The sequence below is a fragment of the Tenacibaculum piscium genome, assembly GCF_021390715.1.
Lineage (GTDB): Bacteria > Bacteroidota > Bacteroidia > Flavobacteriales > Flavobacteriaceae > Polaribacter > Polaribacter piscius.
In genome coordinates, this window is record NZ_JAJGWT010000001.1 from 445914 (window position 1) to 462822 (window position 16909).

The following is a 16909-nucleotide window of genomic DNA, read 5'->3' on the forward strand; positions in this document are numbered from 1 at the left end:
TATCTTCGTTTCAACTAGTATCACAAAATATCAAAAGAAAATATTATGTTTTTTTTTAAAAAAAAATTCACTTATTACTTCTCTAATTCACTATTAGATTCGTCAATAGTATCTATGTTTGCGGCTCTTTTTTTCCAATTTTTTCTTGCCAAACTCTGTAAGTCAGCAACGCTATCACTTTCGTCCATAATTTCAAAACCTAATAAGGTTTCAATAACATCTTCTTGAGTTACAAGACCACTAACAGAACCATATTCATCAACAACTAAGGCTAAGTGTTCCCGTTTTTCTACTAATTTATTGAATAATCCAGGAATCGATAAATCTCTATCAGCAATTATAATATCTCTCTTAATTGTCTTTAAAGGTTCATTTCCTTTTTGATCAATTAATGCTAAAAAAAGTTGATCTTTTAAAATATAACCTGTTATTGTATCGGGATTCTGATTAAAAACAGGAATCCTAGAAAAATGTAACGACTTATTAGCATCAAAAAAAGATTGAATTGTTTGATTCTCATCCGCAGTTTTAATAACTGTTCGAGGCGTCATAATATCTTTGACCTGAATATCTTTAAAATTTAACATATTTCGAATCACATTACTTTCATTTTCATGAAAAACACCTTCTTGTTCGGCAATATCAGTCATTACAGAAAAATCTTCTCTACTTAAAACGCTTCCATGTCCACCTTTTGCGCCAATCAATTTGGTTGTCAATTGTAAAATCCATAAAACACCCGTCCATTTTAATGGAAAAATCATAATTTTTAATGCTGTTGTTGTCAATTTTGCAAGCTGTTTCCAATAGGTTGCACCAACTGTTTTTGGTATTATTTCCGAAGCGACTAAAATTAAAATAGTCATCAGTGCAGAAACAATAAAAACACCATAACCATCATCATTAAACACCTTCTTAGCCTCTGTTCCTACTAAAATTGCACCAACCGTATGCGCAAGCGTATTTAATGTAAGAATTGCAATTAAAGGCTTATCGACATCTTTTTTTAAGGTTTCTAATTGTGTTGCAAAAGCTTCGCCTTCTTTCTTTTTGACATTTACAAAAGTGGGAGTTACACTTAGTAATACTGCCTCTAAAATAGAACATATAAAAGAGAAAAAAATAGAAACTGTAGCGTAAATAATTAATAGTGTCATTTAATTTTATTTTATTTTTAGCTAAAATACGTAAAAAAGAAAACCTCAAACATTACTGCTTGAGGTTTCTTATAATTATATTATAATAATACTCTTTTTATTTAGAAACTGTAACTTAAACCAGCCAACCAGTATGATTGAATTTTACCAGGAGTTGCTGACAAAGAAGGATAATTTGTTAAATCTGAATTAAAAGCTTCTTGTTTATTCGCTCTTAATCCTGATTCTAATCCAATTCCAATTCCTTTCCACACGTTAAAACCAATTGAGTTTATCCAAGTTGCGTTCGATAAATCTGATGATTTATAACTTTGAAAAGTCGATAAATTAGATCTGAATTTAAAATCACCAATTTGCTTGTTGTATTCCGCTACAATTTTTGCCCCTAAAGAAGATTCATAATCAGAACCTGATTTACTAAACACAAAGTTGTAGTTTAAAGGATGTGCTACCACTATTAATTCTGGAATAGGTGTCCAAGTAATACCAACGCCAACATCTAAATATCCTGGGTCATTAAAGTTTTTAATAAAAGACGTTCTGTATTCTGCTAAAGTAGAAACAGCTATTTTTTTAGTTAATTTATAACCATATAAAGAAGTGATGGTAAAAACATCAGTAGTTCCTTTAAATTTAGTATCGTCGTTAGCGTTATCTTTATCATCTAACTTAATCCATCCTAAATTTAAATTTCCAGAGTTTCTCCAAAAATACTTTTCACTATCTAAATTAGCGAAACCATTTACCGTTACACCAATATTTCCTGTTGATGAATTAGGAACAGCATTCGAATACCATCTGTCAAATCCAGAGAAATTAGCTCCAATAGTACCAAATGCTCCGAATTTCCATCCTGGAAAAGCATCAATTTTAGATTGTAAAGCACTTGCTTCACCTTCTAATTTACTTATTTCACCTTTTTTAGCTGTAAGATCTTTTTTTAATTCTTCAACTGTTTGAGCTTGCAAAGAAATAATTGAACATACAAATGCTAATGTTAAAACTATTTTTTTCATTTTATTATTTTTTAAGAGCGCAAAACTACGCTTTTTATTAGACAACATTATTTTATAGAAGTCACTTTTTTTCAAAAAAAATTATTATTATTTTTTGATTACTTTTTTAAACAAAGGCACTGTTGAACACGCCTCCCCAAACATGATGCTTTTACAAACAGGTTGAATTTTGCTAACCAACAATGTATAAGCACTTTGCGGAATTGGTTTATCAGAACAGCCTTTTATGATGAGTCGTTTATCTTGATATTCCGTGATATTTAAATTCGTAATAATATCATTAAAAAGTACGGTTTCTAGCAATTCTAAATCGCCAACCACTACTTTTTTAGCGAAATCGGTCAATTTTGTCGTTAATAATAAATATGCCCAAGATGGAATAATAGCATCATCAGAACACTTTAAAGCGACATAATTACCGTCATATTGTTGCCAATTATGATTTTTCACGTGTTCTCGAAAGTCTTTTTCTCGAAGGATGATTCCTTGATATAGCCAATCTTTAATATCAAAAACAACCCGATTTCCTTTCGGATAAAAGTCTTCTAAATCAATAGTTGTTAATTGACTGTTTGCTATTTTATTTATAATTTCTTCTGACATTTTATAACATTCCTAGTTCTAACTTTGCCTCTTCGCTCATCATTTCTTGCGTCCAAGTAGGGTCAAAAGTTATTTCAACTTCGCAATTATTAATCTCTTCTAATGATTTTACTTTATTTTCAATATCCACAGGCAAACTTTCTGCTACTGGGCAATTTGGTGAAGTTAAGGTCATTAAAATTTTAGCGTCCTTCTCCTCGGATACAAATACATCATAAATCAATCCCAACTCATAAATATCTACTGGAATTTCTGGATCGTAAATTGTTTTTAAAACGCCTACTATTTTATCGCCTAATTCGTCTAATTCTTTATCGGTCATCTTTCTACTTCTTTAGATTTTTAATTTGATTTTTTTATTTCGCTATTTAATTTAGCTTGATAATTTTGATTGTTGTGCAATCGCATACATTTTAATTTGTTTAATCATCGATACTAAACCGTTTGCACGTGTTGGGCTTAAATGTTCTTTCAAGCCAATTTCATCGATAAATTTGGTATCGGCATTTAAAATTTCTTGTGGTGTTTGGTTCGAATATACTCTTAACAATAAGGCTACAATTCCTTTGGTTAAAATAGCATCGCTATCGGCGGTAAAATGAATAGTATCATTTTTAAGTTCGGAATATAACCAAACTTTTGACTGACATCCTTTAATTAAATTTTCATCTAACTTATAGGTTTCGTTGATGATAGGTAATGATTTTCCTAAGTCAATGATATATTCATAACGCTCCATCCAGTCATCAAACATAGAAAACTCGTCAATAATTTCTTCTTGTATTTCTTTGATAGTCATTTTTTAAAACTATTTTTGCACTGTGTAAAAGACACGTTATTAAAAGTGCAAAATTACAGTAAAAAAACAAGAAATGAGCAAATTATTAGCAGTTGGTACCGTAGCTTTTGATGCTATTGAAACACCTTTTGGCAAAACAGATAAAATATTAGGAGGTTCAGGAACTTATGTCGGATTGGCAGCGTCTCAATTTGGCGTAAAAACAGGCGTAGTTTCTGTGGTTGGTGGCGATTTTTCGCAATCATATTTAGATATGATGAACGACAAAGGCATTAATACCGATGGAATTGAAGTTGTAAAAGAAGGAAAAACATTCTTTTGGAGCGGAAAATATCATAACGACATGAATTCTCGTGATACTTTAATTACAGAATTAAATGTGTTAGAACATTTTACCCCTGTCGTTCCTGAGGAATTTAAAGATGCTGGGATTGTAATGTTAGGAAATTTACATCCTTTAACACAGGCGTCAGTTTTAGACCAAATGAGCAAACGCCCAAAATTAGTGGTTTTAGACACCATGAATTTTTGGATGGATATTGCTTTAGATGATTTACATACTGTTTTAAAACGTGTCGATGTTGTTACCATTAATGATGAAGAAGCACGTCAATTAAGTGGAGAATACTCGTTAGTGAATGCTGCGAAAAAAATCCATGAAATGGGACCGAAATATGTGGTTATCAAAAAAGGAGAACACGGCGCTTTATTATTTAGTGAAGGAAAAATGTTTTTCGCACCAGCATTACCGTTAGCCGAAGTCTTTGATCCAACAGGAGCTGGAGACACCTTTGCAGGAGGTTTTTGTGGATATTTAGCAAAAACGGAAGATATCTCGTTTGATAACATGAAAAATGGAATTATTTACGGATCTAATTTAGCCTCCTTCTGTGTTGAAAAATTTGGAACACAACGAATGGAAGAACTTACAAAGGACGAAGTGCTAACACGTCTGCAGTCTTTTAAAGAATTAACACAGTTTGATATTGAATTATCATAAATAAAAATCCGCGCTTTTTGCTGCGGATTTTTTAGTCAAAAAAAGTAGAATAAACACAATACCCTTTTAAATATTTTTTTCAAATGAGTGATGCTATTAAACATGAGTGCGGTATTGCAATGGTTCGATTATTAAAACCATTACAATATTATAAAGATAAGTACGGAACCGCTTTTTACGGTGTAAATAAAATGTATTTATTAATGGAAAAGCAACACAATCGTGGGCAAGATGGTGCAGGATTGGCAAGTATAAAATTCAATGTAGCACAAGGAACACGCTATATTAGTAGAATACGTTCGAACCAACCACAACCAATTAAAGATATTTTTGGTAAAATAAACGATAGAATTAACAATGTTCTTCAAGAAAATCCAGAAAAAACAGACGACATAAAATGGCAAGAAGATAATGTTCCTTATTTAGGAAACCTATTTTTAGGACACGTTCGTTACGGTACTTTTGGTGGAAATTCTATCGAAAATGTACATCCTTTTTTACGTCAACGTAATTGGAAACATCAAAATTTACTTGTTGCAGGTAATTTTAATATGACCAACTCAAAACAACTTTTAAATGACCTAATCGAATTAGGACAACACCCAAAAGAAGCAACCGATACCGTTACGGTAATGGAAAAAATTGGTCATTTCTTAGAAGATGAAGTTTCTAAATTATATGTCAAAGCAAAAGAAATTGGTTTTAGTAAAAAAGATGCTTCTGGTTATATCGAAGAACATTTAGATATTCAACGAATTTTACAGCGTTCTGCAAAAAATTGGGACGGTGGATATGCCATGGCTGGTTTATTAGGACACGGTGATGCCTTTGTATTAAGAGATCCATCGGCAATTCGTCCTGCATTTTATTATCAAGATGATGAAGTTGTAGTCGTTGCCTCGGAACGTCCTGCGATTCAAACCGTATTTAATGTTCCTATTGATGAAATTAAAGAAATTGATAGAGGTCATGCGTTAATCATCAAAAAAAGTGGCGAAACTTCTATGAAACCAGTTCTGGAACAACGTCCTAAAAAAGCCTGTTCTTTTGAAAGAATTTATTTCTCTAGAGGAAGCGATGCCGATATTTATACAGAACGTAAAAATTTAGGAAAATACGTATTTCCTGAAGTTTTAAAATCAATTGATGATGATATCGAAAATGCAGTATTTTCATACATTCCGAACACCGCAGAAACCTCATTTTTTGGAATGATGGAAGCTGCTGAAGATGTGTTAAATCAGCAAAAAACAGCCGCTATTTTAGCAGGTGGAACAAAATTATCCAAAGAAAAAGTAACCGATATTCTTTCAAAAAGACCTCGTTTTGAAAAAATTGCCATTAAAGATGCAAAATTAAGAACCTTTATTACTGATGATAGTAGTCGAGATGACTTAGTAGCACACGTTTACGATGTTACTTACGGCGTGGTAAAACCAACCGATAATCTGGTAATTATTGATGATAGTATTGTTCGTGGTACGACTTTAAAGAAAAGTATTATCAAAATATTAGATAGATTAAATCCGAAGAAAATTGTCGTGGTTTCTTCTGCTCCTCAAATTCGTTATCCTGATTGTTATGGTATCGATATGGCGAAAATTAATGATTTTATCGCTTTTAAAGCCGCTTTAGCATTATTAAAAGAAACCAATCAATATGATATTATTAATACCGTATATGAAAAATGTAAACAACAACAAGTTAGCGAAGATAAAGATGTTGTAAATTATGTGAAAGAAGTATATGCTCCTTTTACTGATGAACAAATTTCTACTAAAATTGCCGCCTTATTAAAAACTTCAGATATTAAAACTGATGTTGAAGTAATTTTTCAAAATGTTACTAATTTACACAAAGCCTGTCCTGATAATTTAGGTGATTGGTATTTCACAGGAGATTATCCTACTGATGGAGGAAATCGTGTTGTAAATCAAGCATTTATTAACTTCTACGAAAAGAATGATGAAAGAGCATATTAAATTTTTATAAGCTTAAAAAAAGAGTTTGATTAAAATATCAAACTCTTTTTTTTGCTTACTTTTTTCTTAGACTTTTCTCTTAGTTTTTACTTCAAAATAAAGAGTATAAAATAAAAAAACCTGAACAATATTTTGTTCAGGTTTTTTATTTAAAATCTTAAAAATTAAAAGTAATCTTGAAATAATTTAATTATTAATAATCCAAGAAATATAATATAATTGTCCTACTTGACCAGAACCTGGTGCTACGAAGTACTCTTTTCCAAATAAATTGGTTCCTCCAATTTTAAATTTAGATTTCATAGAAGGAATACGATAATTTAATTGTGCATCAAGTACAGTTCTTGCTGACACATCTCCTTTTACAAAAGTTGAAACCCATTTATATTCATCTTGCCATCTCGCATTAATATTGAAACCGAAATTTCGATACAGTTTAGTATTACCAAACTGTAATTTTACACTATGCTTAGGCGTATTAAAATTAGGATCAAATTGACCATGATCTTTATCTTCAAATTGATAATCATTAAAACTATAGTTTACTCCGAAATCAAAATTCTTAAATAATTTGGTATGCATTCCTAAAGCAAAACCATACGATTCTATTTGAGATTTACTATTCGTTACAATATTAAACTCATTAACATCACCATAGGTAAAAGCCCTATACGCTACTTCGTCAAAGACTAAAACTCCAGCATCATTAGTGTATCCAAACTCATTTTTAGGTTCTAATAACTCGGCAGCTGTTAATTTTCTATTTCCATAAGGATATACTTTTCCTGCATTAACAACAACAACATCTTGTATAAAAACAAAATCATCATGCTGACTGTAATACGCATTAATATCTAAATCAAAATTAGTGCTATTATTGATGCGAAACATACTTCGATATCCTAATTCTATTGTTTTAACAAGCTCTGGCATTACTTCTTTATAATCTGATTTTTCAAAAGTAATATTATCTCCGTATGAAGTTTTAGTAAGCAATGAATTGTTTAAAATCTCTTGTCCAGAAATTGGTCGATACTTACCGATATAAGATTTTGAAGCATCATCCCAAGCTTCATAATAATTATTACCATAAGAAATTCGGTTTAAGTTCTCAGCTACTGTTCCTATATTTTTTTTTCTGGCTGATTCTAAAAATTGATATTGCTCCTGAACTGTTGGATTTCTAAAACCTGTTTGAAATGACGTTCGGAATACATGATTTCTTTCTTTACCAAAAGCATAATTTAAAGCTAATTTAGGAGAATAATTTCCATCAAAATTAGTCGCTTTATCATAACGAAGTGAAGCTGTTATTTTTAATTTCTCTTCCAATAATTTTTTCTGAATTTGAGAATAGAAACCATATTCTTCTATTGCTATTTTCTGAGAATAATCATTAAAAAGTGTTCCTCTAGAATTTGGATTATATTTTCTATAAGAAGCACCTGCTTGTACATCAGCCCAATTATTTAAAAGAGATTTAAAATTATAATTACCATCAATATGTTTATAATTACTTTTTTCATACAAAGCACTTCCGCCTTCCGATATTAATGTAGACGTAATTTTACTAAACTCTTTATTAAAAGCACCTGTATTAGGTTTTAACCTATTTGCATCTGCTAATTTTCTGGCCTCATTAATTGATTTTCCATTAAGATATCTTTGATTAACATATTGAGTTGTCCAATCATAGTTATTAATAGTATTCTCTTCAATTAGCATTCCTGTTTTTGTTAAGTCATATGAATTACCAGAATTATTTCCAGTATAATACCCTCTAAGATAAAAGTTATGTCCTTTCAGTTCTAATTTGTGCTGTTCTGTTTGGTAGTTACGTTGCACGAATCTGTTTGCTCCTTGAAAAAGGTTATTTCGTGACGATAATCTAGAAGATAATTGAATTTCTAAGCGTTCGTCTTTAAAAGGTCTAACATATAACGACCCTGAAAATCGTGCATTATTGGTTTTAAAATCATTTCTCAATAATTCAGCTTCGGTATATCCTGTTCTACTTAAATGTGTTCCAAATGGAATTTCTTTTATGCCCGATTTTTCTTGTTTTAAATAATCATTATAGTCTGATAAGTCACTAAAAACTTCATCTCCATAAATATTTACTCCATCATAATCTAAGGTTTCTTGTCGAGTACCTTCTATTAGTTGATTTGTATCAATTTCTTTATTTCTTAAATCATTTGCGTGCCATTCTTCAGCCTGATAGTATGAAAAATTAACTTTAGCGGCAAAATAGTCGTTAAATTTATACGCCATTCTTATAGATGTATCATAAAAAGGATTATTTCCTCCTTCTTTCTGACTCATATAACCACTTTTAAAGATGCTACTAATACCTGTATGATCGAATGGATTTTTGGTATTCATAAGCATCAATCCGTTATAAGCGTTGGCTCCATATAATGCTGATGATGCTCCTGGTAAAATTTCAACACTAAGAATATCTAATTCTGAAACTCCTGAGAAATTTCCAGTACTAAAACTTAAAGCCTGTGAAGCGGTATCCATACCGTCAATCATTTGTACAAAACGAGAGTTACTAAAATCAGAAAAGCCTCTAGTATTTATGGATTTAAATCCATAACTTCCTTCTCTTGATTGTATTCCTTTTAGATTTACTAAACCATCATAAAAAGAATTAGAAGAAGTATTTTTAATATCAGTTAGTCCAAATCGTTCAATAGTTACTGGAGATTCAATGATTTTTTCAGAAACTCTCGAAGCAGATATTACTATTTGGTCTAGTAATAAATTTTCTTTTAAAATAATATTAATTGATTTTTTATATTCTTGAATAATCAATTCTTCTGTTTGATACCCAAAAGCACTTACTTTTAAAGTTACAGGAAATTTATCATTATACGTAAATGTAAATTCACCAACATCATTTGAGGTACTTGTTTGATTTGCTAATCGAATCTTAGCGTTATAAAAAGGCTCTAGATATTCATCATAAACAGCACCTTTTATTTCTATCTGCGCATAAGAAATGATGCTAGACAATGCTAAAACAATAATTATGAAGTGTTTTTTTAACATTTTTTTTAAAATTTTATTTAAGTATAAATATATAAATTTTTATTCTTCTAAAGAAAAATTAATAGGAAAACCATACTTAACAGAAACTCTTTTTCCTTGTTTTTCTGCTGGCTTAAATCTTGGTAATAATGAAACGACACGAATTGCTTCGTTGTTCAATATTTCAGCATCATCAGGTCCTAATGTTTTAATGTTTTTGACATATCCATTTTTATCAATAATAAAACGAACCCAAACCTCTCCTTGTAAACTCTGTCTAACAGCTTCCCCAGGATAATTAAAATGATCAGAAATATGCTTCATCATTTCGTTATTAAAACAATCCGATACTTCTTCTTTTGTTATTTCATTACATGCACTAAACGAAGGAATTTCATCAACTGTTGGAAATGTTAATGCTTCTTTAATTTCTTCTTTTGATAATTTATTTTTAAGTTCTTCAATATTTTGTTTAAGGTCAATTTTCTGACGTGTCTTTATAATTTCTGAATTAATCCCCGAGCTAACTCCTGAACTAATCCCTGAAGTACTCAAATTATTCGTATTTAACATTTTTTTTCTTGCAGATACTTTAACCCTTATTTTTCGAGATCTTTTATTATCAGATTTTTCTAAGGTACTAACAGCACATTTTGTAATTGTATTTAGGTCAATATCAGCACTCTCGTCTGGAGATTCACAAACTTTTTGAGCTACTGCTACTAAATTTACAATAAGCAACAAGGCTAGGAATAGTAATTTTTTCATAATAAAAAAATTAAATTATTTAAATTATTTTTAGTTTTGGGGGGTAATTTGAGGGGGTACAAAGATACATAAAATTAATCTATCTTGATAATAAAATATAAAATAGATTAATTGTTTAGGTTTTTTTTATTAAATAAGAATATTTTAATTCTTTACTAATTAATAGTCCAAGAAACATAATACATTGATCCTATAAGACCTGAACCAGGTGCTACAACATATTCCTTTCCTGTTAAATTAGTAGCTCCAAGTTTAAATGTTGATTTAAAAGAAGGAATTCTATAATTTACTTGGGCATCTAGAATTGTTCTTGCGCTAACATTTGCATTTATAAAATTAGATTCCCATAAAAATTGATCTTGCCATCTTGCATTTATATTAAAACCAAAATTTTTAAATAAATTTGACTTACCAAACATCAATTTAAACTGGTGTTCTGGTGTATTAAAACCTGATTGAAAATCGAAATCATCTTCTTGGTTAAATAATAATTTTGTTAATGTATAATTCGCACCAAAATTAAACGATTTAAAAACTTTTGTATTTAAACCAATTCCAATTCCATATGAATCTATATCTGCACTGGTATTGGTGTTTAATAAAACGGTTGTAACATCATTATTAGAAAAAGCTTTTAAAGCTGCATCACTTGGCACTCCTTTTCTTACCGATCCGTAATTGGGAATTAACACGGTTTTGTTAGCTACAAAATTTTCATATTGATTGTAATATCCATTAACATCTAATTCCATGACGTTGGTGTCACTTAGTTTTATAATACTTCTGTACCCTACTTCATACGAAGTTACTTTTTCTGATTCGATAGGAGTTGGATTAATATGAACAGGCACTTTATTATTTAAAATAAATGATTTCTCAAAAATATCTTTTCCTGTAATAACATTTTTAGTATTATTTTGATTGATAACTTCTGTCGAAAAACGGTTAATATTTTCCTTTGACGTTCCCAAAAGAAACGTATTTGGTCCTGTTTTTAAACCGATATATTGTTCCAAAGTACTTGGCGTTCTAAAACCTGTTTGATATGAAACTCTTATTATTCTATTTTCTTGTATTGCGTAATTTAAAGCTATCCTTGGTGAAAAGTTGGCTTTAAAATTTTTTGATTTATCATAACGAACAGATCCTGTAAACTTTAATCGATCATCTAAAAATTTCTTTTGTAATTGAGAATATGCTCCAATCATATCGAACTCAATAGAATTATTTTTATCTGTAAATAAAGTACCTTGTGAATTAATCGTATAACTACGATAAGAAGCACCTACTTGAATTTCTCCCCAAGTAATTAGGTCCCTAAAATTATAATTAGCATCAATATTAAGAAGTTTTGTTTTATCTTTTACCCCAGCTCCACCTTCATTAATAGATATTTGTTGCACTTCATCTAATGCTTGATTAAAAGCTGGAGTACCTGGCTGTAGCCTATTTCTATCGGCAAAAGCTCTAGCGTCTTTATCATTTCCTGCTGAAAAACCAGGCACCTTTCCTGAAAATGCAGTTGCATATTCTCCGAACCACTTTTTACTAGGATTATATTTTTCATTTAAAGCAATTCCCACAAAACGTAAATCAGAGCTATTATCAATAGAGTTACCTGTATAAGAACCACGAACAAAGAAGTTTTTCCCTAAAAATTCTAATTTATGCTGTTCTATTAAAAAATCTTTTTGAGAAAATCTATTAGCACCTTGATATAAATTATTTCCTAATGAAAATCGAGAATTTAAAATAACCTCTAATTTATCATTTCCAAAAGGTCTTACATGAAATGACCCGTCAAATTTTACACCATCTCCATTATAATCATAAAGTTGGGTCTCGGCATATCCTGTTCTACTAACATTTCCAATTACGGGTAACTCATAAGAAACCTCATCCCCGTAAAAGTTTACACCATCATAATCAGGCGTATCTTCTCTCGTTCCTTTTTTAAAAACACCTCCAACCCCTGTTGTATTAGTTGCATCATTTGCATGCCACTCTTCAGCCTTATAAACAGTAAGATTCACTTTTGCAGCAAAGTAATTACTAAATTTATATGCCATTCTTATACCTACATCATAAAATTGTTCTGAACCAGCAGTAGCTTCTTGATTTATAAAACCTGTTTTTAAATAAGTACTTATTCCTGCATAATCAAATGGATTTTTACTTCTCATCAATAAAATACCGTTAAAAGCATTTGCTCCATATAAAGCTGATGAAGCTCCTGGAAGTATCTCAACATCTTTCACATCTAACTCCGATAAACCAACAATATTACCTGCCGAAAAATTTAATGCAGGAATAGAAGTTTCAACGCCGTCGACTAATTGTACAAATCGGGTATTATCGAACGTAGAAAAACCACGTGAATTGATTGATTTAAAACCATAACTAGCTTCACGAGAATCGATTCCTTTTAAGTTCGTCAATCCATCATAAAAAGAAACAGAAGTATTATTTTTAATATCAACAACTCCCATTCGTTCAATAGTTACTGGTGATTCAAGAACTCGTTCAGGTGATCTTGAGGCAGAAATTACTACTTCATCTAACGCAGTATTTTCTTTTAAAACAATATTTAATTCTTGCTCTAAATCAGTAATTTCAACAACTTCTTTTCGATAACCAAAAGCTGAAATTTGAATTGTAAAAGGAAGTTTATCTGTTGCGATTAGCGTAAAATCACCATTAATATCTGAAGTTGTAATACCACCATCTAATGAATTGATAATTGCACTAGGAAAGGGCTCTAAGTATTCATCATATACCTTTCCTTTTAAAGTAACTTGTGCTGATAAAGCAATACTAAAGATTACAAAAAAAAATAGTACTATTTTTTTTAACATGTTCTTTGAATTAAATTAGTTGAGATAATTTGGTTCTGACTATAGTTGTAATTTTTTGTGTAATCATTTAAGTTACACAAAAAATTATAACAATAAAGTTAAGAGCGTAAAATTTTAAATTATTGTTCTAAAGCAAATGAGATCGGAAAGCCATATTTTACAGAAACACGTCCGCCATCTTTTTTCGCAGGGATAAATTGAGGTAATTTAGAAACAACTCTAATAGCTTCTTTACTTAATAAATCACCATTTTTAGGAGCTAATGTTTTAATGTTTTTTACCTCTCCGTTTTTATCGATAATAAAACGAACCCAAACCTCTCCTTGTATTGATTCTTGAATAGCACCACTTGGATACTGAAAATGTTTAGAAATATGATGTATCATATTTTCATTAAAGCAATCGGCACGTTTATTTTTATTTACTTTTTTACAAGCATTAAATAAAGGAATTTTATCAACAGAAGTAAATTTCGCTGCTTTTTTTAATTCTTCTACAGATAGTTTACTGTTAATTTCTGCAATATTTATTTTTGAAGAAACCGTTTTTTCAAGAGCTAATTCCTGTATTTTATTTTTAGAAGCATGCTGAACTTCAGCAATACCAACTCCTACTCCTTTGAACTTCGTAACTTCTTTTTTTCTAGAAATTTCTCTTTTCTTAAGGTGTCTTCTATTAGCCGATACGGTAACTGAAATTTGTCTTGATTTTTTATTTCTCTTATTTTTAGATTCTTTAATAGTACATTTAGTAACACTAATACTATTTAAATCCTGATCAATTTCATCTGGTGATTCACATACTTCTTGTGCTACCATGTTGATTGACAAAAATAAAGTTAAAATCAATACGAATATGTTTCTCATAATATGGGGGTATTATACACTAAATTTTAAACTAATCAAATAACACGAATAGAGTTAATTAAGGCAAAGATATTTATTTTTTAGCCTTAAAAAAAATAAACATGCAAGAAAAGCAATAAAAACACTTTAAATATTCTTTAATTTAAGGTGAAATTCATGGGGAATTTATATAATACAGGCACCGTAACTCCTTTTTGTTTCCCTGGTGTAAATTTAGGCAATAATAAAACAATTCTCATCGCTTCTTTTTTAAGAATATCATTATTTTTATTATCCTCTTTATTATCGCTTTTTATTTTGATATTATTTACTTTTCCATGTTTATCAATAACAAAACGAACTTCTAAATTTGCTTCAACACCTTTTTTCAAAGCTTCTCTTGGATACTCAAAATTATCGATAATATGTTTTTCCATTTGATTATTAAAGCACTCCATTCTATCTAATGAACTTTGATTACAAGAAGCAAATAATGGTATATTTTCTACCACATCGAACGCAATATATTCTTTTACTGATGCTTCTTTTAAAACAAGTAATAAGTCGGTATCTATTTTGTTGCTTGTTTTGATAGTTGCAAGGCTATTTTTTTCAAGATTACTTGCTAAATGAACGACTTTATTTAAGTAAACTCGTTTTTTTAAGTATCGTTTGGTTGGGCTTGTTATTTTTTTGGTTGTTTTTACCGCTTTATGAATTTTACATTTATTAAGGGCAAGCGCATGAACATCGACAACAGTTTCTTTTTTAGCGACACAAACTTTTTGGGAAAAAATCTGTGTAATGCTAAAAACAGTAATTAGTATGATTAGTATATTTTTCATCACAATATATTTTAATTTTAAACAAATAATTCATTTTTTTTCTTTGAGAAAAAAGATTGAACGCCTTTAAGCGATTTGACTTATAAATAAAATGTTATTGGAATCTTGCGTTGAAAAGCCATTTCAAAAATTGATTTTGATAGGCTAAAACTGGAATATATTGTTACTTTATTTTTCATTTTTAGGGGGAATAAAATGGTTAAAATAGTTGTTATAAATATGATACTAAATATACTAAAAAAAAGCACATAAAAAAAATTTTTCTAGGTGCTTTTTTGTTTAATAAAATGTTATTTTATTGTAAATCATCTTGATATAAGAAATTATTGTAAGGGAATCGTTGAATATGGATTCTTTTAACTTCTTCATAAACTCGTTCTTTAAACGCTTCTAAATTGTCTTTATTTAGTGCTGATATAAAAAGACTTTTTTCACCTAAATCGTTCATCCAAGTTTTGTTCCAATCCTCTAAAGTGTAGTGATTTTTTGATTTTTCAGTGATTAAATCATCCTCTTCAATTGTATCATGAGTGTAAGCATCAATTTTATTAAACACCATTAGAGTAGGTTTGTTGGCACTTCCTATTTCGTCTAAAATTTTATTTACTGATGCAATATGATCTTCAAAATTAGGGTGTGAAATATCCACAATATGTAATAATAAATCGGCTTCACGAACTTCGTCTAAGGTCGATTTGAAGGATTCAATTAATTGCGTTGGCAGTTTTCTGATAAATCCAACGGTATCGGTCATTAAAAAAGGAATGTTTTTGATAACCACTTTTCGAACCGTGGTATCAAGGGTTGCGAATAATTTATTTTCTGCAAACACATCACTTTTACTGATGACATTCATTAAAGTTGATTTCCCAACATTGGTATATCCAACTAATGCGACCCGCACCATTTTACCTCTATTTTTACGTTGAACTGCCATTTGACGGTCAATCGTATCGAGTTTTTTCTTCAATAAAGTGATTTTTTCTCGAATAATACGACGGTCAGTTTCAATTTCTGTTTCCCCAGGACCACGCATTCCGATTCCTCCTTTTTGCTTATCAAGGTGTGTCCATAATCGGGTTAATCGAGGCAATAAATATTGACATTGTGCCAATTCTACCTGTGCTTTTGCAGAACTTGTTTGCGCTCTTCCTGCAAAAATATCTAATATTAAATTGGTTCTATCTAATACTTTACATCCTAATTCATTTTCAATATTACGCAATTGCGCAGGCGATAATTCGTCATCAAAAATAGCGATACTTATGCCATGTGATGCGATATACATTCTTACTTCTTCTAATTTACCAGTTCCTAAAAAAGTTTTAGGATTTGGTTTTTCCATTTTCTGAACAAAGCGTTTTACAGCAACTCCTCCTGCTGTTAAAGTCAAAAACTCCAACTCATCTAAATATTCTTCAGATTGTTTTTCGTTTTGTTTTTGAGTTATAATACCAATTAAAACTGCTTTTTCAACTATTTCTTCACGTGTTTCTTCCATATAGATGCAAAAATACAAATTTATCAATTGAACAACTCTTTTTTTTAATCTGAAATCAAAGGATTGAAACCCCTTGTTTTTTAAATATTTTGCGAATATCCTGCTAATTAAGACCTCACAGGTTTTAAAAACCTGTGAGGTCTGCTCCAAATAATTTTAAAATTTAAACATAAAAAAACACTCACTTTTCAAGAAAATGAGTGTTTTTTATGTTCTAATGAGTTAATTTTTTAAAATTTAAAATTATTGTTAGAGCCTGTTTAAATTTTATTCCAAAATTTTTTGTAACGTCAAAATAGCATGGCAAGGGGTTAAAACCCCTTGTTTTAAAAATAAAAATGCGTCAAACGGATTTTATTTCTTATTTTTCTGTGATGTTTTTTTTTCAGATAAAATTTAAACAGGCTCTCAAAGAACTCAAATTCTCGATACAATTTTAATTCCTTTTAATCATTAAAATCACTCGAATTGACAAGAATTATCAAAAAAAAAAGGAAAGAAC

The 16909-nt window shown here is 29.9% G+C and carries 13 protein-coding genes; 2 read left to right on the forward strand and 11 right to left on the reverse strand.

Features of this window, described 5'->3' with window-relative positions:
* Positions 1-74 precede the first annotated feature (74 nt).
* The 5 genes from L0U77_RS02015 to L0U77_RS02035 form a co-directional block, all read right to left on the reverse strand.
* Positions 75-1157 (reverse strand): CNNM domain-containing protein, encoded by a 1083-nt coding sequence (locus L0U77_RS02015; protein ID WP_233896791.1) that lies wholly within the window; start codon positions 1155-1157, stop codon positions 75-77.
* Between the two features lie 101 nt (positions 1158-1258).
* The gene (locus L0U77_RS02020; RefSeq protein ID WP_233885410.1) at positions 1259-2173 is read right to left on the reverse strand and encodes a DUF3078 domain-containing protein; all 915 of its coding nucleotides are present in this window, start codon (positions 2171-2173) and stop codon (positions 1259-1261) included.
* A gap of 87 nt (positions 2174-2260) precedes the next feature.
* Positions 2261-2776 carry a DUF2480 family protein gene (locus L0U77_RS02025; protein WP_233896788.1) on the reverse strand — a complete coding sequence of 172 codons (516 nt, stop codon included), beginning with the start codon at positions 2774-2776 and terminating at the stop codon, positions 2261-2263.
* A gap of 1 nt (position 2777) precedes the next feature.
* Entirely contained in the window at positions 2778-3098 is a 321-nt protein-coding gene (locus L0U77_RS02030) for a DUF59 domain-containing protein (protein ID WP_101918170.1), read from the reverse strand.
* Between the two features lie 51 nt (positions 3099-3149).
* Positions 3150-3575: a SufE family protein gene (locus tag L0U77_RS02035; RefSeq protein ID WP_101918171.1), complete on the reverse strand. Its 426-nt coding sequence runs from the start codon at positions 3573-3575 to the stop codon at positions 3150-3152.
* A gap of 73 nt (positions 3576-3648) precedes the next feature.
* Between L0U77_RS02035 and L0U77_RS02040 the strand changes: the two genes are divergently transcribed.
* Together L0U77_RS02040 and L0U77_RS02045 are read left to right on the forward strand one after the other, a co-directional pair.
* Positions 3649-4575, forward strand: a complete 927-nt coding sequence (locus L0U77_RS02040) for a PfkB family carbohydrate kinase (RefSeq protein ID WP_101918172.1) — start codon at positions 3649-3651, stop codon at positions 4573-4575.
* A gap of 83 nt (positions 4576-4658) precedes the next feature.
* A complete protein-coding gene (locus L0U77_RS02045; RefSeq protein ID WP_233898097.1) occupies positions 4659-6557 on the forward strand; it encodes an amidophosphoribosyltransferase in 1899 nt (632 codons plus the stop codon).
* A 186-nt stretch (positions 6558-6743) separates the two neighbouring features.
* Here the strand turns inward: L0U77_RS02045 and L0U77_RS02050 are convergent, their stop codons facing one another.
* The 6 genes from L0U77_RS02050 to hflX all read right to left on the reverse strand — a co-directional run bounded on the left by L0U77_RS02050 (position 6744) and on the right by hflX (position 16407).
* Entirely contained in the window at positions 6744-9614 is a 2871-nt protein-coding gene (locus L0U77_RS02050; RefSeq protein WP_233900668.1) for a TonB-dependent receptor plug domain-containing protein, read from the reverse strand.
* 39 nt (positions 9615-9653) lie between these two features.
* A complete protein-coding gene (locus L0U77_RS02055) occupies positions 9654-10361 on the reverse strand; it encodes an energy transducer TonB (RefSeq protein ID WP_193699575.1) in 708 nt (235 codons plus the stop codon).
* 155 nt (positions 10362-10516) lie between these two features.
* Positions 10517-13216, reverse strand: a complete 2700-nt coding sequence (locus L0U77_RS02060) for a TonB-dependent receptor (RefSeq protein WP_233900669.1) — start codon at positions 13214-13216, stop codon at positions 10517-10519.
* 119 nt (positions 13217-13335) lie between these two features.
* Complete coding sequence (locus L0U77_RS02065) at positions 13336-14082, reverse strand: energy transducer TonB (RefSeq protein ID WP_233861294.1); 747 nt, start codon at positions 14080-14082, stop codon at positions 13336-13338.
* Between the two features lie 137 nt (positions 14083-14219).
* Positions 14220-14906 (reverse strand): energy transducer TonB, encoded by a 687-nt coding sequence (locus L0U77_RS02070; RefSeq protein WP_233896784.1) that lies wholly within the window; start codon positions 14904-14906, stop codon positions 14220-14222.
* Positions 14907-15201: 295 nt separating this feature from the next.
* Complete coding sequence (gene hflX / locus L0U77_RS02075) at positions 15202-16407, reverse strand: GTPase HflX (RefSeq protein WP_101918179.1); 1206 nt, start codon at positions 16405-16407, stop codon at positions 15202-15204.
* Positions 16408-16909: the final 502 nt, after the last annotated feature.